The following is a 20,067-nucleotide window of genomic DNA, read 5'->3' on the forward strand; positions in this document are numbered from 1 at the left end:
AACTCAAACTATCTATCATCGGCAGCGTACGGCTAAACCGCAATACTTACCAGACCACCGCCCACCGGCGCTCCCGGTCCAGCCTGCTCCGTATCCCCGGCCTCGATCAAGTCCGCAATACGGATCCCGTTCAACAAATCCTTAATGCTGTCGTTGACCTTGCGCAGTGGTTCTTTGATGGTGCAATGCCCGGCAAGGTCGCAAGTTCCGTGAATCGTAATGCAGCTAGTAATAAAAAGCGGCCCGTCGATCGCCCGAATCACCTCAAAGGCCGTCATTTCCGTCGCACTGCGAGAGAGCGCATAGCCCCCATTGGTCCCAGCGTGCGAAACGAGCAGTCCAGCCTTCGCTAAAGTCTGTAGAATCTTCGCCAGCAACTGCGGTGGAATGTGATACGCCTCTGCAATATCCTTGGCGCTGTGCGCGCTGCCGTCCGTCTGCTCTGCCAGATACTTCAGAGCCATCAGACCATAATCGGCTTTTTTGGTCAGACGCAGCATGTAGACTTCGCGCTCCCGGTCCCTGGAAATTGGGCGCAAATCAGACAATTCCAGTCCTAGATAGTGTACGTCCAAAATTCCATGCATGCAACAGGGGGCGAGTGCCCTCCGATTCAACATTCCTTCCAGCGTTTTTGCCGGACAAAAACTCCGGAATCCGGGTTGACAAGGGGTCTGCGGACGCGCAAAATCCATACCATTCACATTTTTTTCTCCCCAAAATGACCGCCATCTGCAAACATCCCATTGTCAAAATCGTCGCCCGAGAGGAAGACGCCGAATTTGTTGAGTGTCAAAAATGCGGAGAAGTCTTCGATTCGGCCGAGTACAGTGATATCGCCATCGAAGAAAAATCCGCCCTCTCCGAGATTCCCTCAGACGACTAGACGACCGTCTGCTCCGGTGGTGGAGTGCTCATCCTGCGAAGCACAATCCATGCATACTGGGCAGCAGACAGCGGAGCCAGCACTGCGATCGCGCGCACCAGAATATCCCGCAGCGTCGCAAGCTGCGGGGACAGAAACAGCTTCTGACAGATCACCACAATCAAAGCGACGATCTGCACAAACGTGTTCAGCTTTCCCAACGCGCTCGGCCGAAAGTCCCGTAGCGTTCCCGTCGCAAACAGCAGCGTAGCGATCAACAAAATCCCAACATCGCGGCTGAAGACCAGAACCGTAACGTACAGCGGAATCAGCCCAACATGCGTCAGCACCACAAACAGCGAACTCAGCAGCAATTTGTCCGCAATTGGGTCCAGATATAGTCCCAGCGTAGTCTTCTGGCTCAGCCATCGAGCCAGCAATCCATCGAGCGCATCGCTGATGCCAGCCAGCATGAACAAGGCAAACGACACCCCGTAGTGCCCGTCCAGAATCTCAATCAAAAGGAAGGGGATAATAAAGAGCCGCATAAGCGTAAGCAGGTTCGGCGCGGCGCGAAATTGGCTCAGAAAGGGCACGTTGCGGGGTCAATCCATCCTAACCCAACCCCGACAAGGTTGCCCCAACCCCAATCTCCGTTTAGACTGAATGAACGCACAGGCGCGTAGCTCAGTTGGTTAGAGCGCTACCTTGACACGGTAGAGGTCAGCGGTTCGAATCCGCTCGTGCCTACCATATCTTCAATCACTTACAACCTCCTTAGAAATAGCCGAGGGTCCAGAAGGGTCCAATAAGCATTTCTCCGCCATTCCCCTTCCCGCCCGCAGCATCTCCGCCACCTTCGACTGCGCCCGCCGCTTGTCCGGTGTGACAGCCTGCGCGTACACATCGAGCGTGATCTTCGCGCTCGCGTGCCGCAATAGTTCCTGTATCACCTTGACGTCTTCGCCGTTGGCCTTCAGCAAAGTCGAGAAGGTCCGCCGGAAGGTGTGCCAGCCAATTCGCTTCGTGATCTTTGCCCGCGTCGCTGCGGGGCGGATGCATCGTTTGAGGATGGCATCAGGGCTATAAGGCTGCTTCCCCTTCTTCCGCGTGCTGGCGAAGATCCAGTCCTCCGGCTGGTTGTAGGGAGAAGCGCGTCTCCAAGTCAGCAGCTCCTCGGCGATCCAAGGATCAAGAGGAACCGGCTTCATCGAGGCCTCCGTCTTGCACGGTCCCACTACCTGCCGGTAGATCGACCGCGTGACAGCAAGTTCCAGTTCCTCGAGGTTGGCATCCTTCCACTTCAGAGCCATCAGCTCGCCGCGGCGAAGACCGGTCAGCGCGTCGAGCAACACCATCACCCGTTCCCGGCGTGAAAGCTCCTCGAATAAAGCGACCAGTTCTGCCACATCGAGGATGTCCGGAATGGACTTCCGCTTCGCACTCTGCCGCACCATCGAGATGGGGTTTGAGTTCTGTGGAAGGAACTCGTGCCGGATCGCGTGATTAAACAGAACGCTCATAATGTTGCGGACCTTCGACTTGGTTCCCTTTGCAATGGGCAGGGTGCGAAGCCACTTCTCGACAGCTACTGCCCGCACCTCACGCAGCCCTGCGTCGCCCCACTTGGGCTCGACATACAATCGAAGAAAGTCTTTGTAGACGATCCGCGTTGAGTATGCCCGGCCTTCGTCGTCTTCCTGCATAGCACCCAGTTCATGCTGCTTGAAGTGTGTGATGAGAGCGGCGACCGAGACCGGCTGCTGAGGGAACCGGGGCTGCTCTTCGTTGATGGTGATGCGTAAAGATTCGGCAGCCCTTATGGCGCTCGATTCGGTGGGATACTTCTCGACCGTTCCGAGAACCACCTTGCGGCGAACCCGTTTTCCGCTGGCATCGGTCTCACGCCAGCGGAAGATCCAGCAGTCCGGGCCCTGCTTCCTCTTCATGCGGTTGATCATTCCTTGTTGGTATCGTGCCCTTCGAAACATAAAGTCCTCCCGTTTCGTTGGCCACAGACCGCTGATTTCGATGGTGCCATATTTTCAGCAGTTGGGTCGCAAATTACTGCATTAAATTGCGGATATAGCCCTCCAGGCCGGAGGCGCGAAAACGCCATAATTTCCCGAATTTGAGGCCGGGAATCTCCCCTCGCCGTGCTCTTCGCTTTACCGTCTCGGGATGCACACGCATTAGTTCCGCAGCCTGCTGGCTGTCCAGTAAAGGCTCGAAGATCTCGGCCGCCTTCATCTGATCGTCTTCTTGCTTTTGCATCTTCGTCTCCTATCGGCACGTTTTCCCGGATTTCGCGAGATTGGGAAGTGCGATCAATTGCGCTCCGTAGCGCCCATAGCCAGACGATAGGTTGAAATTATGGCGGCGATTATTACCTTTTGCGACGCATTATTCCATCTGAGGCAATAATCCAGAGCCACACTGTGTTGCATCGCGACCACAATTGTTAAAGCCTTCAGCTTGAGTCTTGCCCGGTTATGCGCGATGATCGATTTCATCGATGAGCAGCACACCCATCATTCCGCCAGGCGGTATGCCGCCAACCCCACCGCACTGGCTTGAGGAAAGCGATTGGATCGTCCTCATCGAGTTTCTGCCAAAAGATGACGTCGAAGACCGCACGCAGGCCGCAGAGCGGATCGGGTACATGCTGGCGTATGCGCAAATGACCGACACCCGAATGCTGGCCCTTTTGGGTGATCCTCGAGCGGACGCGTACGAGCTGCTGTTCTCGTTCAATTCGACTGAGAACAAAGCTGAGTTCATCCGCCTTCTCAATTCAAACGAACTATCCGCCTGCGACGAAGAATTCATTCAGGTCCCTCCGCAGGACGAGATCGATGCGGCCCAACCTATCGCTAAGGTTTTGCCTGAAGACGTTGTCCAGCGAGTCACTCTGATCGCAACCATGCTGATGGGCGGGCAGTCTGGAATCGTTCAGTAAAAGTCTGCGTCTTCGAAATGTCTGAAGGAGCGATTCTCGAAGACGTTCCTGCAGCACTTGAGTGATTGCCAATACTGATCCCCGCAACTCCATTGCTCTTCATTCGCGCGCGCGGACACTACTTCGGGCCTGGTCCGCCGCCCTTCGGACGGGGCGGGCTCTGCTTCGGCCTGACAGCCGCCCTCCGGGTTTCGGGTCTCTCCAAAACAATCTTCTGCAAAGAACACAGAACATTCTTTCGGCCCTCACGAAAATGCACCCGCTTGCCTTGGGAGGCGGGTCCCTCGCATCGCTTCGCGTGGTGTGTCCCGAGCGCCTTCAGAGGCAAGGGATCAAGAGGAGATTCAGAGATGGCAACCACGACCGTAGCAACCGCACAGCAGAGCAACTTCAACAACCAGATCCTTTACGGCAACTGCATCGAAGTCATGCGTCAGATGCTCGCGAATAGCGTCGATTTCATACTAACCGATCCACCGTATCTCGTGAACTACCGTGATCGCAGTGGACGCACGATTCAGAACGACGTCGATGAGAGCTGGCTCAAACCCGCGATGGCAGAAGCGTATCGTGTACTAAAGCAGGACCGCGTCGCCGTCGTGTTCTACGGGTGGACGAAGATCGATGCGTTCTTCGAAGCTTGGCGCAGCGCAGGTTTCCACCCTGTCGGACACATCGTATTTCGCAAGAGCTATAGCTCGAAGAGCAGGTTCCTCCGCTATCAGCACGAGCAGGCATTCCTACTAGCGAAGGGCAGGCCGCCACTCCCGAAGCAGCCGCTCGGCGATGTGATGGATATGCCCTACAGCGGCAACAAGCTTCATCCCACGCAGAAGCCGGTATCAGCACTCGCACAACTGATCCGCAGTTTCTCCATTCCAGGAGAGAACGTCCTTGATCCCTTCGCTGGAAGCGGAAGCACCTGCGCCGCATCGCTCCTTACGGGTCGTGAGTACATCGGCGTGGAGATGGATGACGTGTACTTCCAGCAGGCCAGCGAACGCTTAAAGAGAGTCCACCAGAGGGTCGCCGTAAGACGATCTTCTGGTTCGGGCATTCCTACGCGAGTGTGATGTTATCCGCATGCCGGTCGCGCCTCAATGCGAGCAGTCGCTCTGAGTCGCATGATCGTTGCCTTGACCCGCAGCACGCCCGCGGATTCTTTGCCAGTCATGGTGGGAATGCCAGGCTCTGCGCCTGCGCGGCGCGGTAGCTGAAGCCCATCTTCCCCTTCTCATGATGTGTTTTTTCGTTCGCAAACTGTGTCTCTGGATTATTGCTTTTAACGCAATAATGCGTCGCAAAAGGTAATAATCGACCTCCCTTTTGTCGCCTACTGTCGCTCCAGTCGTTGCAACGGAGAGTGCTCACTCGCCGGAGATGCAAACGAAAGGAGCAGACATGCAACCCAGCCTTCCCACCAAACGGCTTCACTTCCGGCGATTGCGTTCGCAATGCCGGAGGTGGGCCATTCCAACGCTGATGTTCCTTGCCGCTCTGCCGGTCTACGCCCAGACCGGCGCTAGTCCATGGGAGAACGCGGTCAACGCCCTCAAGACCTCGTTCACTGGCCCCATCGCACAGGGTCTGTCGCTCGTGGCCATTGTCGTCGGAGGCCTGATGTTCGCCTACGGCGAAGGCCAGTCGAAGAAGATGCTCGCCGGCATCGTCTTCGGCATAGGCATGGCCATCGGCGCTGTGAACTTCATGGCCTGGCTCTTTCCGTAGCAGTGTTTTGACGGCAGGCTCAATCACAACCCAAGGATGGTGGGCAGAAGGGAGGTAGCGCATGGCAGAGGGCGGTTCACAACGCGACGCACGTAGAAATAGGGTCTTCAAGGCGATGAACCGCCCGCTGACCGTGTTAGGCGCAGAACGGCGACTTTTCTTTGTTGCGCTGATTACAGGCGGCGCGATCTTCTCCATGCTGCACTCGCTGGTCGGTGGCATAGGCCTGTTCATCGTTGGGGTCATCATTGCGCAAGTCGCCACGAAGCACGACGTAGAGATCCTTCGCATCCTCTTCAACTCCGCAAAGTTCCACAGGCGCTACGACTCCATGAAGTGGGAGTCCACCGCAATCAGCGTCAGGACACGCAATGTTCAGAATTGAAAACATCACGAAAGATTGGATGGAAGCAGGCTCCTTCGCCGCACAACTCAACCTGTACGGCTTCTGGGACGAACACAGCTTCCTGACGAAGACAGGCGACCTGGGCGTCGTACTCAAAGTCGGTGGGATCGACTACGAGAGTCTCGATCATGCTGGACGCGACTACGCGGTGAAGCGGCTCGAAGCCGCTCTGCGGTCTCTCGACGACAAGACGCGCCTCTACCAGATCCTGTTCAAACACAATCGGCCGGAGATCTCTTATGCCGAGTACGACGACCCACTCGTCCGCGCCGCCGCAGAACAACGCGCTGCGTTTCTCCAGTCGAAATCCGATCGGCTCTATTCCATCGAGATCTACTGGATCGTCATGGTGGACGGCAGCTATGCAAAGACGAGCTTCCTCCATGCGCTGGCGCAACTACCGAAACAGCCGAGTTCGTCGCTGCGCGAACTGCGCGCTCTGTTCTCAGGCAACAAAGAGCGCACCCTGCTCTCTGAGCAGATCGAACGCGACCGTTTGCGCCTGCAGCAAAAAGTTCAGAGTTTGAGTGGACAGCTTAACGATCTGATGAAGATCGAGCTGTCAGGGGCGGAGACGACCTTCCGGCTTGTCCGGCGTCTCGTCAACTTCCGCCCCTCCAAAATCGATGACGCTCCGCTTCGCGGCTCGCGTCATCTCGACCGGCAGGCATGCGACTCGGAGTTAGAGGCGCACCGTGGCTATCTGCGTCTTGACGACTGCTTCGTCCGCGTCCTCACGCTGAAGGAGATGCCCAGCGAGACGCGGCCACTGCAGTTGCGTAGTCTGCTCGACATTCCAGCCAACTTCCATGTCGTCACCGAATGGCATCCGGTAGACAACGCGAAGGCGCGCAAGGAGATCGCTTCGCGTCGCCGCCATCACCACAACTCCAAGACCAGCTTTGTCTCGAACCTCCAGGACCGGCAGAACGCCGGACCGAAGGACGAGTTGGTCGATGACTCGAAGGAAGCGGCGGTCGCCGAGCTGGGCTCGGCCCTGACGGCCATTGGTATGGAAGGCAAGAACTTCGGCGAGTTCACGTTCTCCGTCGTGATTTACGACGAGGACCGCCTGAAGGTCGAACATGCCGTCGCCGAGTTTCAGAAGTTATTCACACAGCACGATGGGTTGCTATACGAGGAACGTTACAACCTTCTCAATGCGTTCTTCGCTACTGTGCCGGGAAATAAACAGTTCAATCTCCGGAAGCAGTGGGCGCTCAACTCCAACTATGCCGATCTATCCTTCCTCTTCACGATCAATACCGGATCGCCGTGGAACGGGCATCTCGATCGCGAGTATCTCTCTCTCCTTGAATCGACGCATGGAACACCGTACTACCTGAACCTCCATGCGGGAGATGTTGCCCACACCCTATTGCTCGGCGCAACGGGCGCGGGCAAATCCTTCACCCTGGGGTTCATCATTCAATCACTGCAGAAGTATGCCCCGCTGACCTTTATCTTCGATGTCGGTGGCAGCTACGAGGCTTTGACGCGGACTTTCGGAGGCACCTGCCTGAACGTCGGACTCAAGACTCCCGGCTTCAGTATTAATCCTTTCTCGCTCGCACCCACATACGAGAACCTGAACTTTCTCTACCTATTCATGAGGGTTTTGATCGAAGGCCAGGGGAAGTACACGTTGACAGGCGACGATGAAAAATCGCTCTTCGCCACGATCGAGCGTGCTTATAAACTCCCGCGCGAGATACGGACCCTATCCAACTTCGCCTCCATCCTCGGGCCTCTGGGTGAGCGGCTGCAACGATGGCTAGGTAAAGGTCAGTTCGGCTACCTCTTCGACAACGCCGAGGACACCCTGACCTTCGCCCGCTTCCAGACTTTCAACTTCGATGGCTGGTCGGACTATCCCGACATCCTGGAGCCGCTGCTCTTTTACGTGCTCCAAAGGGCCTCATCGGAGATTGAAAAGGCGACGAATGCCGCAATCTTCAAAGTGTTTCTCGCCGACGAAGCCTCGATCTTCCTGAAGAACGCAATCATCCGCGATTGGGTGGTGCGGGCAGCACGGACGTGGCGTAAGAAAAATGCCGCCATGATTCTGGCGACGCAGTCGGTCGTGGAGTTAGCCGATGCGGGCGTTCTCAACATCATCAACGAGTCCTGTCCCACCAAGATCTTTCTGGCCAATCCAAACATCGATCGCAAACTCTATGCCGAGGTCTTCCAGCTCAATGACACGCAGCTTGAGCTGTTCGAGTCGCTTGTACCCAAGCGCGAGCTGCTGTTAATACAGCCGCGCGGTACGAAGAAGCTGGTCCTCGAAGTCGATGCGCTCGGGTATTGGATGGCTACCAACAACGCTCGCGACAACGTTCGCAAACAGGATTATTTTGCCCGCTTTGGGCCGGAGCAAGGCTTGATCCGGCTCGCCCAGGACTACCCGAACCCGCTCAGCTCATAACCCAACTCGACCCTCAAAGGAGATCTCATGCCTTCTGCACCCATCATCCCTCTTCTACTCGGCCTTGCTGCAACCGTCGCTCACGGCCAGCAGACCACCGCCCGCATCGTCAAATACCACGCCAACGACATCGTGAATGTCCGCGGCAAGATGAGCTACACAACACTCATTCAGCTTCCGCCAACAGAGAAGATTCTGGATGCAGCCACCGGCGACAAAGACTTCTGGATCGTCGATACGGTCGGAAACTATTGCTTTGTGCATCCTGCGAAGGCTGGCATCCACTCCAGCCTGGACCTGATTACCGACAGGGGCAGCATCTATTCATTCACCCTCGATGAAGCCGGGCCCGCCGATCCCGACCTGAAGATCGTTATCGAGCCGTCCGACCAGTCCTTATTTGCCGCCGGCAACGCAGGCAAGCTGGTCTCCGCGTCGGAAGTGATTGCTGCTCAGGAGCAGGCGCGACTTGCCCAGACTCATGCAGCGAGTGCCGTCGAACAGTTCCGCGCCGACTATCCGGTCAAGGCTTTGAAGTTTGACTACACCTACCGCACCGAGAGCCCTTTCGATGTCTCGGCGATCTATCACGATGACAAGTTCACCTACATCAAGTCGTCGGCGTCAGAGAAGTTCTCCATCTACGAGCTGAAGGATAAGAAGCCCGACCTGATCACCTTCCAGCTGCTCGACGGCACCTATGTCATCCCCACTGTGGTCGATCACGGCTACCTCGAGATCGGCAAACACAAGCTCAGCTTCGACCACAAAGACAAATAGGAGGCAACGTGCCAGAAGAAAAACAGATCCCCGAAGTATCCGAGGTGCAGGCTGCTGCACCTCAGACAAAAGTCCCTCCGGCCCTGCGCGACAAGCGCGCTTTGCCGGAGGGTGTCGTCCCCAAACAGGCGCAGGGCTACGTCGTTGCAGGACTCGCCGTGCTCATTCTGCTCGCGGTCATGTTCTCGAAGAACCACGCGAAGACCACGCCTGTCTCTTTGCCGAGCGTCACGCCGTTTTCAAGCGATGCGAACGCACGCAAGATCGCAGAGTTGGAGCAGAACCTCACTGCGGAGCAGCGACAAAGCCAGCAGCAGACCCAGCAGCAGAAAACGTCTGCTGCCGGCACGACTGCAGGCATCCAGGCTCCGACACAGGCGGGTGGCCCGGCGTCTCCTGCTGCGCAGTCGGTAACGCCTGCGGCCACGGAGCCTCCCCGCGATCCCATAGCGGACGCGGAGAAGGCGATGGCCTTCAAGGCAAGATTCGCGTCGAACCTCGTCTCCGCCGATATCGGCGCTTCGCGCCCATCGGCGTCTCCTGAAGACTCCGCTGACGCGATCGCCCGCCCGGAGTCCGACTCGGTCACGCCTGCGGCTCATTCTGCGAACTCGCCATCGCAGGCTTCTGCTTCGCAGACCGCGGCGAATAAACGTGCGCCGGAGGTGAGCCTCAACTCAGCACACGGCCAGCCTTTTGCGATCTTCGAGGGCACCACGATCGACACCGTTCTGGTGGACAGACTCGACGGAGAGTTCGCGGGGAGCTTCAAGGTCATGGTCACCAATCCCGTCTACAGCGAAGACCGTCAGCATGTGGTCATCCCCGAGGGAACCTTCATTCTCGGAAATACCCAGAAGGTGTCGAGCTTCGGCCAAAAGCGCCTGGCTCTCACCTTCCACCGGATGCTTATGCCGGACAAATACTCCGTCGATCTCGATGTGTTCAAAGGTCTCGATCAGGCCGGGGAGACAGGTGTCAAAGGCAAAGTCAACAACCACTATCTCGAAGTTTTCGGAACATCCATTGCTCTCGGCGTCATCGCCGGCGCCGCTGAGTCCACGACGAACAGCGGCTATAACCAGAGCGGCTCGGACGCCTACCGCCAGGGCATAGCGTCCAGCCTTTCACAGTCGAGCGCGAACGTGCTCGACCGCTTCATCAACGTCCTGCCCACGCACACGATCTTCGAGGGGCACCGCATCAAGGTCTACATCATCCAGGACATGCTGCTGCCCGCTTACGAAAACCACGACATGCCGGCGGTGTTCTGATGCGTGTCCCTCTCATCCTTTGTCTCGGCTGCGTGCTCGTGGTTGGCTGCGCCTCCCCCTCGCCGCCGCCCAAACCCTCTCCCTATCGGTACAGGACGCCCGAACGTGTTGAAACACGTTCTCCGTCCCGTCCCGTATCCATCCACCCGTAACGCACCGGAGGTTCCACCATGAAAGCAGTAAGGATTGTACTTCCTGTCTTCGGCCTGTTCACTGCACTCGCGCCTGCGGCGCACGCGCAGTTCGGATCAGGCATCGTCTACGACCCCACACAGAGCGCCCATGCCGTCCAGGAGATCCAGCAAGGCGAGCAGCAACTTCAGAAGTGGGCAACCGAACTCAATAACTGGCAGCAACATCTCCTCAAGGAATCCCAGATATTTACCACCGCGGAACAGACCAGGACGCAGATCGTGACCATGTACAACCTGGCCTACCAAATGGCCACGATGCCGCAAAACCTTGAGGCGCGATATAAGGCTGACTGGTCGCAATGGCAGAGCCTCGCGGCTCCGCCAAATGCCTACGGCAATACGTCTCCGCTGGTAAATGCTCTGAACTTCGGTGGCCTGTCCCAGGCACAGCAGAGTTACAACATCGCCTACGTGCAGCCTCAGAGCTACCCCTCGGGGACCTACTCGTCGCTCGATTCAAGAACACAAGCCACAGTCGCGAACCAGTACGCCACGTCCGAGTTAGCACAAAGCACGACCACCGGCACACTCTCGACCCTGGGCACGATTCGCGCCGATGCCGAGGCATTCGCAACCAAGCTCGCCAACCTCGAATCGGACACCTTCTCCAACGATCCCAGCCAGCAGACGCAGAATGCCCTGCTCGGCAAGATCAACTCCGCCACGCTGCTCCAGATTCACTCCCAGCAGGACACCAACCAACTCCTCATGGCTTCGATCCAGCAACAGCTTTTCGCCCAAAAGCAGCAGATTGACGCGCAGAACCGCGCCATCAATGACTCCATTTACTTCCAGCAAAACTTCTCCAACACAATGCAGAACGTGAGCAACGGCGTGAGCACGTCCTTGCGTGCGATCTCACTCAGCACCACAGGACAGTAAGCCGGAGGCCGTTCATGCAGGATAATTCGTTTACCTTTCTCGGCCAGGCCATCAGTCAGCTTCTGTCGTCAAACAGCGCTGCATTGCAGGCTGCGGGACTTGATATGTTCCGTGGTCTAGCCGTTATTCTTATCGCCTGGTTCGGGATCAAATCCGCCCTGTCCGCCTCGCAGGGACACGGCGGATTTCATTTCGGCAAGTTTGCCGACCTGATCCTGTTGATCTCATTTGGCCTGGGAATGCTGACATACTATTCGACGCCGATCCCGGGTGTCGGCTTTAGCTTCAGCGACCTGATCACCAAAGAAACCCTGAACATCTCCGGCCAGATCGAGTCCGATACCACACAGCAGATCGCAACCACCGTCACCACAGCCGAGCAGCAGCTTGGAGCGCCTCCGGGTAACTTCAACATCCTCGAAGATCTGGTGTACCTGATACTTGCCATTCTTTTGGCGGCGATGCAGGCCGTATCCTTCGCAGTCATCTCCTATGGCTACGTCGCCGCCGCCGTATGCGTGCTGATAGGTCCGGTCTTTATCCCGTGGTTCATCGTGCCCAAGATGGACTGGCTCTTCTGGGGATGGTTTAAAGCCTTTATCGGCTTCAGCTTCTATCAGGTCATTGCCTCCGCGTTCATCTTCGTCTTTTCAAAGGTGCTGACCTCTATGTTCCAGGTCATCGGAACCATCAGCATCTCGAATGCACTGATGGAGCTACCCGCGCTGTTCATCACTCTTTTTGTCTGCATCTATGGACTGGTCAAAATCCCAGAGCTGACCGGCGCGATCCTCAGCGGACGCAGCGGCACCTGGGTTAACCCAATGGGAAGGTAATCATGACAGCTACGAATAACACGCTTAGAACCACCGATGCCGGACACAAGTTCCTGGAGTTGTACGCCGAGCCCGTCGTCACCAACACCTATCTGAAGGTGGCACTGCTCGTACTCTCCGTCGTTACGCTCGCTTCGCTTGCGCTTCTGTATCGCGCCGAAACCGCCGCCTTGCGGCTGAAGCCGCTAGTCATCGCGGTCTCGGAAGCCGGACGCGGGCAGGTGTCGAGCTACGCCGACTTCTCCAAAGTCCCGGTCGATCGCGTAAGCAAGTATTACCTCGCCCGCTGGACGGAGCTTTATTACGGTCGCAATCACGCTACTCTCCAGCGTGACTTCACCGAGTCGCTCAACTTCTTCTCGAACGACTTGCAGGGCGCTACGCTCCTGCGCGTCACCAAAGCAAAGACACTCGAAACCTTTCTTCTCGATCCGAGCACGTCGACCGTCGATATAGAAATCAAGGCCGTCGTTCTTGAAGACCTGCGAGAGGCACCCTATCGCGCCCATATCGAATTCGAGAAAGTGTTCCGTTCGCTTGGTGATCAGGACGAACAACGACGCGAATGCTGGACTGCGAATGTCGTCTACAGCTTCCGTGATGAAGTGCCAAACAAGATGTTACTCACCAATCCTCTCGGCCTGGTCATCAGCTATGTCCATGAGGATCAGGCATTCGGGAGCTAACGATCATGCGATCGAAGATGCCCATACTGCTTTACTGCGCCGACCGCGAACTGCTCTCAAACACGGCCTTCGCGCTGCGCCTGCAACCCTACGATGTCACTGCCATTGACGACAGTCGGAGCGCCGCTGCCGTCATGATGGCGAGCCACCTCGTCTGCGGCATCCTGATCCACGCAAGACAAGGTGATCTCGCAGGCAGGATGATCCATCGCTTGCTCGAAACGGACCTGCATACACCTTTGCTGCTGGTGGATCGGGCAGGAGATCTCGCACCCGTCCGGTACGCAGACATGGTGCTCTATGGCCGCAATACCTCGATGGCCCACATCCTCAGCGCTCTCAATGTGCTCTGCGCGAGAAAGCGCGGACCCCGGAACGCTGCATGAGGTATCTGTCCGTGTGTTCAGGCATTGAGGCTGTCTCGGTTGCGTGGGGCCCGTTGGGCTGGCAACCTGCCATGTTCGCGGAGATTGATCCTTTCTGTTGCTGGCTGCTGTGCTCGCGCTATGGCGCATCGCGGCCCATCCACATGCCCAGTCCGCACGATGCGCCCACACGGAAAGAGGCGAAGCAGCGCGCGGCAGCCATTCGCAACATCGTTGCTCTGTCTGCCGGAGGCGCCGTTACCAATGCCGGAGACTTCACAAAGATTGGAGCTGAGGATGCCGGAGCAATCGACCTTTTGGCCGGAGGAACACCTTGCCAATCTTTCTCCATCGCCGGTAAGCGAGCGGGACTGGATGACCCGCGTGGCAACCTCACCATCGAGTTTGCTCGACTTGCTGGTCGACTCCGGCCCCTATGGCTGGTGTGGGAGAACGTCCCCGGCGTCCTGTCGATCGATGACGGACGCACGTTTGGAGCCTTCCTCGGGATGCTGGTCGAACTCGGGTACGGGATCGCCTATAGAGTTCTGGACGCTCAGTATTTCGGAGTACCCCAGCGACCGCGCCGCGTCTTCGTTGTCGGATGTCTTGGAAGCTGGCGAGGTGCCGCAGCGGTATTATTTGAGCGCCACAGCCTGTCGGGGTATCCTCCGCCGCGCCGAGAAGCGCGGCAAGGAGCTACCGGAGGCGTTGAAGTCGGCCCTGCTGGCGGTCGCCTCACGGACACTGCCCCAACCATCGATGCCGGATGTAAGGACGGGTTCGTCCGCAATCAACTAGGCGCAGGAGTCCTCTCCTCCACCGATGAGATATCTCATTGCCCGAATGCTGGTGGCATGGGCAGGCAGGACTTCGAAACAGAAACACTGATCGCTCATGCGCTCTCAGCCGATGGCTTCGACGCGGGCGAGGACGGCACCGGGCGTGGAACGTCCGTCGTGCCGGTCGCCATCTGTACTGCGCATACCCAGTCGAATGGTAGCGGGTTCTCTGACGATGTTGCCCATACCTTGGAGAGTGGAGGGGCGCAGGCTGTCGCCTTTGCGCAGAACAGCCGGGACGAAGTACGACTGCATGGATGGGACGGAAGGACAGTCGGAGCGCTGTCTGCGCAACCGGGCGCGAAGCAGCAATCCTACGTCGCCTTCTCCGCAAAAGTTTATGGCGCTGACGCGGATGACGTCGCACCGACATTGCGCAGCATTGGGCCTGATCGGAGCCATGCCAACGGTGGCGGCCAGGTAGCGATCGCCTTCGCACAGAATCAGGAAGGAGATGTTCTCAGCGGCGATGTAATGCAGTCGCTCGGAACCAACTCCAATGCCACCGGACGCAACGCCCCGACGATTGCGTTCACGCTCCACGGCAGTGACGGCACCGCGAGTGCAGCCTCATCCACCGAAACCGCAGGAAGCCTCCGGACCCGTGCTCCGGGAAGCATCGAGAACAGCTCGACTACCGCGGTGCTCCAGGAACAGTCTGTCGCCTGGTCTGGAGAACTCACTGCATCGACCGATGTAGCGGGAACACTTCAGCGTGGCGGAGAGGGCGGGCGCGTCGATGGTGTTATGACGCCTCAGATGGCAGTGCGGCGATTGGCTCCACGCGAGTGCGAGCGATTACAGGGATTCCCAGACGATTACACGCTGGTCGAGTATCGCGGCAAGATGGCAGCCGATGGCCCTCGCTACAAAGCGCTCGGTAACTCGATGGCGGTTCCGGTCATGCATTGGATCGGGAAACGGATTGCAGCAGTCGATAAGGTCCTCCGCGACCGGCCCGGTATCGAGAGGGTCCAATGAGCAACGGCTTGCAGATTCTGAACAGACTGGCGCGTATCTCCCAATCACGGAAAAGCTATGGTCTTTTTCTTGCCCTCACAGCTTCGGAGTTCACGCTGTGCAACTCGCCTTCTCGCCGGTCGCCCAAACACAGGCTCTTCGCGTGCCAGGACGCAAACGGCGATGGAAGCAACCGATCGGTGCGGTTCACCCACGATCTGCTTTTGGAGCAGGACTTGGTGGCGAGCGGACATGGCACCACTGCTGTCCGATTGCACAGAAGTCCTGAACGCGATGGATCTCTTCAGACGGGTGTTTCCGTAAAGCGCCATCCCTCCTCGTATTTTCCCTGCTCACCCTCGGTCACTCGCTCGGTGCTTATCCCACGCCCTGCGGCACGGCGCGTCTCTGCTTCGGCTTCGCCGCCCTTGCGGGTTACGGCTTTCAGAAAATCTTTTCGGCAAGACTCCGCACAAGACGCGGACGAAAAGATTTTCCGAACCTTCCGTAAAAGCGCCGCTTGGCACTTGGGAGCGGGGCACCTCCCGTCGCTTCGCGCAAGAGTGTCCCGAGGGCAATCCGGGCAAATACAAACAAGGAGAAACACAATGGCACTCTACGAAAACAAGATCACTCTGAAGGGCTTCCTCGGCAAGGACGCCGAGAACTTCGCAACCAAACAGCAGAAGACCTTCACCGTCCTCTCACTTGCCACCAAGTCCGGCTACAAGGACAAGCAGATCGAGCAATGGGTCAACCACACCGAATGGCACCGCATCGTCACCTTCGGCAAGCCCGCCGACCACGCGAAGAACCTGAAGAAGGGCGACTACGTCGAGATCGAGGGCGAGCTCCGCAGCACCGAGTTTGACGCCGAGGTCGGTGAGGGCAAGAAGAAGACCACGTTCAAGCGTCGTGGTTGGGAGATACGCGCCAGCCTCGTCAAGAAGCTGGCGCAGCCCGAGAGCTCACGTGGAGAGAACCTCGACGCCGAGCCGGTCACGGAGGACGACGCGGCTTAGGCCGTGTTGTCCTCCCTCGGGAGGTGCAATCATGAATCTCTTCGCCAACAGTGTTACGTTGCGTGGGTTCCTCGGCAGAGATGCCGAGGCGCCTCCATCGGATGGCATCACGGCAGAGTCGTTCGCAGTACTCACCCTATGTACCGAGGCCGGTCAGTGGGTGAAACGCGATAGCTACTGGCTCTCTCATACCGCCGAACATACGATCATCTGTCCCGGCCCGTTCTTGTGCGGTCTGACGCGCGGCATGAAGCGGGGTGACTACATCGAAATCGAGGGCACGCTAAGAGACTTCGAGTACCCCCAACCAGTCGTGATCTCTGAAGACCCACTCGCGATGAAGGAGAGCGGCTTCGAGATACATGCCATCAAGATTCAGCGACTCGACTATCCGCCAAGCGAAGTATACGAGGTTGCCGACAACTAATCGCTGTCCAGCCTTCTTCACGGAGAGGCTAACGCCTCTCCGCTCTTTTCTGAAATTCCCGCTTCGCCATCGCGGCGGAAAGGAACCCAATGTTCGCCAACGCTGTATTCGTTGCCACTCTGATCTTTCTCGCGCTCGGATTCTGGCTGAGCGCGGAACTGCGCTTCCTCACTCCCTGGCGCAGCTTCATTCTTCATCACGATCTTCAGAGCATCGCGCTTTACTGCGCTCTGCTCTTCGCCAACATCCTTGGCGTCACCATCTGGATCGAGCGCAAGTTCTTCCTCCGAGATGCCGGTCGCAAGCTCCGGCATCTCGATCAGGAGATTCAGACCGGACAGAGTGAACTCTCCGAAGAGATTCTCTCTCGCTTCGGTGGTGCAGAGGAGGAACAGTAACTATGTCCAACGAAGACCAATACATGGAGCGCACGCCCGATCTTGTCGCCAGTATCCGTGCAATGCGCGAGTTTGTCGACAAGCAAATGAACCGTTTCACGCACGTGGACGACTACGACGTCCGTCGTGTCGTAGGCCAACTCCCTAAGGCTCCACCGGTTTCTAACGAAACCATCTTGCCTTCTCCCCCAGCCAACCGCCAGAAGAAGTCGTCCGCGAAGCCTGCGAATACCCAGACCGCGATTGACTTCGCGCCCGCTCCCGCAGGGCGCGGCGATGACGGGGAGGCCGCATGAGAATCGACATCCCCCAGGAACCGCCGCGTCGTCGCGATGGCGACGAACGCGTTGCCCCACAGCCCGGCGAATGGTCCGTCTCCCGCAAGGTCCCTAACAACCCGATTCGCCATCGCCTAAAGTCTCTGGAGGTGAAGGATGAGGACTTTCGCCGCACCTGTCCTCGGGAGAAACGCCCGCGTGACAAGGGTGCGCGAGATGTTCCGCGTGACCGTCGCCGTCCCGAGCCATCCGCCGATCCTCGGCGTCCGTCTCGGACAGCGAGTAACATCGTCGGACTTGAATTGCGCCCAGAAGAGAAACAACTCCTGAGCGAAGCTGGGCGCTTTCGCGTCGTCCGCGTCGCGGACCTCCGCGAGACGCTTTACAACGGAAAATCACGTCCTCTTGAGAATGACCTTTGGTATCTCCGAGACAAAGGTCTCGTCGAAACCTCTCAGGTCAATCTGCGTCGCGACGGAAGGCGGCGCACGATTGAGCGCGTCGAGGTTGCCACCTTGACCCAGGACGGTCGCCGCTTGCTTCTCAAGCAGGGCGACCTGCCGAAAGACCAGAGGCTCTATGCAGGACTAGTAAAGCCGCGCGAGGTGGAGCACGACTCCCAAATCTACCGCGCTTATCGGAAAGAGGTACAGAAGATCACGGAGAAGGGTGGCTCGAATCTTCGAGTGAAACTCGATTTCGAGATCAAGTCGCAGGTACAGAAGGCGATCCACGCCGAACGCAAAGCCGATCCCAAACGCGACATGGCCGAGATCAAGCACGAGGTCGCCGAACGCCTGGAGTTGCCGTTCGTCGATGGAAAAATCCAGATCCCTGACGCTCGAATCGAATATGACCTTCCCCGCGATATGGAGCAGACCGTAGATGCGGACGACCGATCACGCACCGGCCACGAGGACATCGAAGTCCTAACCGCCGCCTACCATGCCGGCCATCTCCGATCCAAAGGCCAGGCTGGCTTCCGGAACTATGCCTCTGCCGCAGACCGAGCCACCATCATCTCCAGGATCGAAGACGAACACTATCCCCTGGGAGACATTCTGGAGCTATGACCATGGACTACGATCCGATCTCATCACTCGAAGCCATCGGCTACCTGGAAAGGGAGGCTTCATTTCTGTATCTGGTTGCCGTTCACTCCGGCTACTTCCTGCGCCGTCAGTACAACCGCTTCGCTTGTCGCGACGGCGGTACTGCGCTTGATCGGATGCTCCGCAAAGCGGATCGACATAACCATATTCAGGTCATCGAATGCGGTCGGGGCTGGCACATTTACCACCTGAAATCGAAGACTCTTTACGCCGCCATCGAACGGCCACACTCCCAGAATCGCCGCATCAAGGGCGACGCTCACATCAAATCGCGCCTCATGGTGCTGGACTTCGTCCTCGCACACCTAAGCGCGAACATGCTCGTTGAAGAAGTCAACAAAGTTGACTTCTTCACTACGCAGTGTGGTGTCCGGTCGGAACTGCTGCCTCGCAGTCACGCCGGACGCCTGATGTATTTCTCGGATGGGTTCCCCATCCTCGTCTCGAACGCTGGCATTCCACGCTTCGCCTTCTTCGACGAGGGACAGGCGACAACAGCTCGCTTCGAGCGCTACCTCAAACAGTACCAACTACTGTTTGGGGCGCTCGGCGAGTTCGAGTTGGTTTACGTCACCGCCACCAACAGTAACTCCGCCAGAGCCAAAACCACCTTCAACCGCTTTCTGCCCGCAGACCGCCTGCGCGGAGTCACTGCCGTGACACCGCTCGGCGTCGATCACTTCCTCGAATATCTCGCCGTCCGTCAGCAGTCCGAGATGGGTGGCCGCGGCGTTCTGTCGAGCGATCTGAAAACTCTGCGGGAGGGCGAATCACTCTACACCTCGCTGGAGCACCAGGCTCTCTACTCGGCGTGGAAGGCGGGGAGCACCACAGTGGAGAAGGTCCGCCAACGGTTTCTCCAGACGTCCATGCGTGTGACCTTCTCCACTCTGGTCCTCCTCTATCGCTACCCATTAGATCCGACGCAGCCCGAGTCTTTCTCTGTCGAGGATGACGATACCCATCACCATATCCACCACAATACCCCCTTGTTGGAGGATAAGTGACTTATATACAGAGATTTGCACTAGTGGATGGGGTCAGGGAGGGGTGTATGCAGGGGGTGGGAGCGACCCCAGTGCGCCGCACTTCCGCGTCGGCTTCGCCGCGCTGGTCGCTCCCACCCCCGACCTGCCGTTGTCCCAATCAGACACCACGTCAGGTCCAGAGTTGGTACCTCGTCCAGTCCGAAGCCTGTACCTGACTTGGCTGAGGTGAGTACCTGGCTCTGGCTAGAGGAGGTACCGGATTAGTCCGGTACAAGTTCAAAACGAGGCCGTATCCCGGCCACGGAGGAAACTGCAAATGAGTAGATTCAAGATCGAGCATGGTGCCAGTAAGGTTCGGCTCGTGCTCCTGAAGACCAATATCGAGGACAGCATCTCAAACGACATCGACCTGATGTGTCAGTGGTCGGATAACGAACGCAAGTACATCATCAACGAGCTTCTGCGTTTCGCTCTGACACAGGAGGAGGACTTCCTCAAGTACAAAGGCAGCCAGTCCTCACGTCCTCCCAGCGAGCAAAAAATTCAGGCGACGCCGATCAAAGGCGCAACTGAACCGGTTCGCAAAATCGATTCCACTCCAAACAGCAGCACGCCCCACGCTTAAGAGGAGACGTG

24 protein-coding genes and 1 tRNA gene are annotated in these 20,067 nt (G+C 57.7%); 21 read left to right on the forward strand and 4 right to left on the reverse strand.

Annotated elements, in window-relative coordinates; translation table 11 throughout:
* Positions 1 to 32 precede the first annotated feature (32 nt).
* Positions 33 to 500 (reverse strand): RrF2 family transcriptional regulator, encoded by a 468-nt coding sequence (locus tag RBB75_RS05835; protein ID WP_179640027.1) that lies wholly within the window; start codon positions 498 to 500, stop codon positions 33 to 35.
* 101 nt (positions 501 to 601) lie between these two features.
* Between RBB75_RS05835 and RBB75_RS05840 the strand changes: the two genes are divergently transcribed.
* Positions 602 to 886 (forward strand): hypothetical protein, encoded by a 285-nt coding sequence (locus RBB75_RS05840; RefSeq protein WP_179638962.1) that lies wholly within the window; start codon positions 602 to 604, stop codon positions 884 to 886.
* On the opposite strand, the gene RBB75_RS05845 is transcribed toward RBB75_RS05840, so the two are convergent.
* Complete coding sequence (locus RBB75_RS05845) at positions 883 to 1,461, reverse strand: CDP-alcohol phosphatidyltransferase family protein (RefSeq protein ID WP_179639742.1); 579 nt, start codon at positions 1,459 to 1,461, stop codon at positions 883 to 885. The genes RBB75_RS05840 and RBB75_RS05845 overlap by 4 nt on opposite strands.
* A gap of 80 nt (positions 1,462 to 1,541) precedes the next feature.
* Here RBB75_RS05845 and RBB75_RS05850 point away from each other — a divergent pair.
* Positions 1,542 to 1,618, forward strand: a tRNA-Val gene (locus RBB75_RS05850).
* 5 nt (positions 1,619 to 1,623) lie between these two features.
* Here RBB75_RS05850 and RBB75_RS05855 read toward each other — a convergent pair.
* Positions 1,624 to 2,814: a tyrosine-type recombinase/integrase gene (locus RBB75_RS05855; RefSeq protein ID WP_353069841.1), complete on the reverse strand. Its 1,191-nt coding sequence runs from the start codon at positions 2,812 to 2,814 to the stop codon at positions 1,624 to 1,626.
* Positions 2,815 to 2,929: 115 nt separating this feature from the next.
* Entirely contained in the window at positions 2,930 to 3,139 is a 210-nt protein-coding gene (locus RBB75_RS05860) for a helix-turn-helix domain-containing protein (protein WP_179639744.1), read from the reverse strand.
* 241 nt (positions 3,140 to 3,380) lie between these two features.
* On the opposite strand from RBB75_RS05860, the gene RBB75_RS05865 reads away from it, so the two are divergent.
* The 19 genes from RBB75_RS05865 to RBB75_RS05955 all read left to right on the forward strand — a co-directional run bounded on the left by RBB75_RS05865 (position 3,381) and on the right by RBB75_RS05955 (position 20,056).
* Positions 3,381 to 3,824 carry a hypothetical protein gene (locus tag RBB75_RS05865; RefSeq protein WP_353069842.1) on the forward strand — a complete coding sequence of 148 codons (444 nt, stop codon included), beginning with the start codon at positions 3,381 to 3,383 and terminating at the stop codon, positions 3,822 to 3,824.
* Positions 3,825 to 4,174: 350 nt separating this feature from the next.
* Positions 4,175 to 4,897 carry a DNA methyltransferase gene (locus tag RBB75_RS05870; RefSeq protein ID WP_353069843.1) on the forward strand — a complete coding sequence of 241 codons (723 nt, stop codon included), beginning with the start codon at positions 4,175 to 4,177 and terminating at the stop codon, positions 4,895 to 4,897.
* A 328-nt stretch (positions 4,898 to 5,225) separates the two neighbouring features.
* Positions 5,226 to 5,552: a TrbC/VirB2 family protein gene (locus tag RBB75_RS05875; protein WP_179639747.1), complete on the forward strand. Its 327-nt coding sequence runs from the start codon at positions 5,226 to 5,228 to the stop codon at positions 5,550 to 5,552.
* 61 nt (positions 5,553 to 5,613) lie between these two features.
* Positions 5,614 to 5,937 (forward strand): VirB3 family type IV secretion system protein, encoded by a 324-nt coding sequence (locus RBB75_RS05880; protein WP_179639748.1) that lies wholly within the window; start codon positions 5,614 to 5,616, stop codon positions 5,935 to 5,937.
* Positions 5,924 to 8,386, forward strand: coding sequence for a VirB4 family type IV secretion system protein (locus RBB75_RS05885; RefSeq protein WP_353069844.1), 2,463 nt, complete (start codon positions 5,924 to 5,926; stop codon positions 8,384 to 8,386). Before RBB75_RS05880 ends, RBB75_RS05885 begins: the two co-directional genes overlap by 14 nt.
* A 27-nt stretch (positions 8,387 to 8,413) precedes the next feature.
* Entirely contained in the window at positions 8,414 to 9,166 is a 753-nt protein-coding gene (locus RBB75_RS05890; RefSeq protein WP_353069845.1) for a TrbG/VirB9 family P-type conjugative transfer protein, read from the forward strand.
* A gap of 8 nt (positions 9,167 to 9,174) precedes the next feature.
* A complete protein-coding gene (locus RBB75_RS05895; RefSeq protein WP_353069846.1) occupies positions 9,175 to 10,440 on the forward strand; it encodes a TrbI/VirB10 family protein in 1,266 nt (421 codons plus the stop codon).
* Between the two features lie 170 nt (positions 10,441 to 10,610).
* The gene (locus RBB75_RS05900; protein ID WP_353069847.1) at positions 10,611 to 11,516 is read left to right on the forward strand and encodes a hypothetical protein; all 906 of its coding nucleotides are present in this window, start codon (positions 10,611 to 10,613) and stop codon (positions 11,514 to 11,516) included.
* A gap of 14 nt (positions 11,517 to 11,530) precedes the next feature.
* Positions 11,531 to 12,352 carry a type IV secretion system protein gene (locus tag RBB75_RS05905; RefSeq protein WP_353069848.1) on the forward strand — a complete coding sequence of 274 codons (822 nt, stop codon included), beginning with the start codon at positions 11,531 to 11,533 and terminating at the stop codon, positions 12,350 to 12,352.
* A gap of 2 nt (positions 12,353 to 12,354) precedes the next feature.
* On the forward strand, positions 12,355 to 13,038 hold the full coding sequence (locus tag RBB75_RS05910) for a VirB8/TrbF family protein (RefSeq protein WP_353069849.1): 684 nt from the start codon (positions 12,355 to 12,357) through the stop codon (positions 13,036 to 13,038).
* A gap of 5 nt (positions 13,039 to 13,043) precedes the next feature.
* Positions 13,044 to 13,424, forward strand: a complete 381-nt coding sequence (locus RBB75_RS05915) for a hypothetical protein (RefSeq protein ID WP_179639755.1) — start codon at positions 13,044 to 13,046, stop codon at positions 13,422 to 13,424.
* Entirely contained in the window at positions 13,421 to 15,226 is a 1,806-nt protein-coding gene (gene dcm / locus RBB75_RS05920; RefSeq protein ID WP_353069850.1) for a DNA cytosine methyltransferase, read from the forward strand. The genes RBB75_RS05915 and dcm overlap by 4 nt, the downstream gene beginning before the upstream one ends.
* A 587-nt stretch (positions 15,227 to 15,813) precedes the next feature.
* On the forward strand, positions 15,814 to 16,227 hold the full coding sequence (locus RBB75_RS05925; protein ID WP_353069851.1) for a single-stranded DNA-binding protein: 414 nt from the start codon (positions 15,814 to 15,816) through the stop codon (positions 16,225 to 16,227).
* 31 nt (positions 16,228 to 16,258) lie between these two features.
* The gene (locus tag RBB75_RS05930) at positions 16,259 to 16,654 is read left to right on the forward strand and encodes a hypothetical protein (RefSeq protein WP_179639757.1); all 396 of its coding nucleotides are present in this window, start codon (positions 16,259 to 16,261) and stop codon (positions 16,652 to 16,654) included.
* Positions 16,655 to 16,743: 89 nt separating this feature from the next.
* Positions 16,744 to 17,052 carry a hypothetical protein gene (locus tag RBB75_RS05935; RefSeq protein ID WP_353069852.1) on the forward strand — a complete coding sequence of 103 codons (309 nt, stop codon included), beginning with the start codon at positions 16,744 to 16,746 and terminating at the stop codon, positions 17,050 to 17,052.
* 2 nt (positions 17,053 to 17,054) lie between these two features.
* Complete coding sequence (locus RBB75_RS05940) at positions 17,055 to 17,348, forward strand: hypothetical protein (RefSeq protein WP_353069853.1); 294 nt, start codon at positions 17,055 to 17,057, stop codon at positions 17,346 to 17,348.
* Positions 17,345 to 18,403 carry a hypothetical protein gene (locus RBB75_RS05945; protein ID WP_353069854.1) on the forward strand — a complete coding sequence of 353 codons (1,059 nt, stop codon included), beginning with the start codon at positions 17,345 to 17,347 and terminating at the stop codon, positions 18,401 to 18,403. Before RBB75_RS05940 ends, RBB75_RS05945 begins: the two co-directional genes overlap by 4 nt.
* Positions 18,400 to 19,449: a hypothetical protein gene (locus RBB75_RS05950; RefSeq protein WP_353069855.1), complete on the forward strand. Its 1,050-nt coding sequence runs from the start codon at positions 18,400 to 18,402 to the stop codon at positions 19,447 to 19,449. The genes RBB75_RS05945 and RBB75_RS05950 overlap by 4 nt, the downstream gene beginning before the upstream one ends.
* A 298-nt stretch (positions 19,450 to 19,747) precedes the next feature.
* Complete coding sequence (locus RBB75_RS05955; RefSeq protein WP_353069856.1) at positions 19,748 to 20,056, forward strand: hypothetical protein; 309 nt, start codon at positions 19,748 to 19,750, stop codon at positions 20,054 to 20,056.
* Positions 20,057 to 20,067 lie beyond the last annotated feature (11 nt).

The sequence above is a fragment of the Tunturibacter empetritectus genome (assembly GCF_040358985.1).
GTDB classification, from domain to species: Bacteria; Acidobacteriota; Terriglobia; order Terriglobales; family Acidobacteriaceae; genus Edaphobacter; species Edaphobacter empetritectus.

What these genes read in the sequence shown, in the direction of transcription:
- RBB75_RS05835 (WP_179640027.1), bottom strand. Translation starts at nt 500, where the DNA reads ATGCTGCGTCTGACCAAAAAAGCCGATTATGGTCTGATGGCTCTGAAG.
- RBB75_RS05855 (WP_353069841.1), bottom strand. Translation starts at nt 2,814, where the DNA reads ATGAAGAGGAAGCAGGGCCCGGACTGCTGGATCTTCCGCTGGCGTGAG.
- RBB75_RS05860 (WP_179639744.1), bottom strand. Translation starts at nt 3,139, where the DNA reads ATGCAAAAGCAAGAAGACGATCAGATGAAGGCGGCCGAGATCTTCGAG.
- RBB75_RS05865 (WP_353069842.1), top strand. Translation starts at nt 3,381, where the DNA reads ATGAGCAGCACACCCATCATTCCGCCAGGCGGTATGCCGCCAACCCCA.
- RBB75_RS05870 (WP_353069843.1), top strand. Translation starts at nt 4,175, where the DNA reads ATGGCAACCACGACCGTAGCAACCGCACAGCAGAGCAACTTCAACAAC.
- RBB75_RS05875 (WP_179639747.1), top strand. Translation starts at nt 5,226, where the DNA reads ATGCAACCCAGCCTTCCCACCAAACGGCTTCACTTCCGGCGATTGCGT.
- RBB75_RS05880 (WP_179639748.1), top strand. Translation starts at nt 5,614, where the DNA reads ATGGCAGAGGGCGGTTCACAACGCGACGCACGTAGAAATAGGGTCTTC.
- RBB75_RS05885 (WP_353069844.1), top strand. Translation starts at nt 5,924, where the DNA reads ATGTTCAGAATTGAAAACATCACGAAAGATTGGATGGAAGCAGGCTCC.
- RBB75_RS05890 (WP_353069845.1), top strand. Translation starts at nt 8,414, where the DNA reads ATGCCTTCTGCACCCATCATCCCTCTTCTACTCGGCCTTGCTGCAACC.
- RBB75_RS05900 (WP_353069847.1), top strand. Translation starts at nt 10,611, where the DNA reads ATGAAAGCAGTAAGGATTGTACTTCCTGTCTTCGGCCTGTTCACTGCA.
- RBB75_RS05905 (WP_353069848.1), top strand. Translation starts at nt 11,531, where the DNA reads ATGCAGGATAATTCGTTTACCTTTCTCGGCCAGGCCATCAGTCAGCTT.
- RBB75_RS05910 (WP_353069849.1), top strand. Translation starts at nt 12,355, where the DNA reads ATGACAGCTACGAATAACACGCTTAGAACCACCGATGCCGGACACAAG.
- RBB75_RS05915 (WP_179639755.1), top strand. Translation starts at nt 13,044, where the DNA reads ATGCGATCGAAGATGCCCATACTGCTTTACTGCGCCGACCGCGAACTG.
- dcm (WP_353069850.1), top strand. Translation starts at nt 13,421, where the DNA reads ATGAGGTATCTGTCCGTGTGTTCAGGCATTGAGGCTGTCTCGGTTGCG.
- RBB75_RS05925 (WP_353069851.1), top strand. Translation starts at nt 15,814, where the DNA reads ATGGCACTCTACGAAAACAAGATCACTCTGAAGGGCTTCCTCGGCAAG.
- RBB75_RS05930 (WP_179639757.1), top strand. Translation starts at nt 16,259, where the DNA reads ATGAATCTCTTCGCCAACAGTGTTACGTTGCGTGGGTTCCTCGGCAGA.
- RBB75_RS05935 (WP_353069852.1), top strand. Translation starts at nt 16,744, where the DNA reads ATGTTCGCCAACGCTGTATTCGTTGCCACTCTGATCTTTCTCGCGCTC.
- RBB75_RS05940 (WP_353069853.1), top strand. Translation starts at nt 17,055, where the DNA reads ATGTCCAACGAAGACCAATACATGGAGCGCACGCCCGATCTTGTCGCC.
- RBB75_RS05945 (WP_353069854.1), top strand. Translation starts at nt 17,345, where the DNA reads ATGAGAATCGACATCCCCCAGGAACCGCCGCGTCGTCGCGATGGCGAC.
- RBB75_RS05950 (WP_353069855.1), top strand. Translation starts at nt 18,400, where the DNA reads ATGACCATGGACTACGATCCGATCTCATCACTCGAAGCCATCGGCTAC.
- RBB75_RS05955 (WP_353069856.1), top strand. Translation starts at nt 19,748, where the DNA reads ATGAGTAGATTCAAGATCGAGCATGGTGCCAGTAAGGTTCGGCTCGTG.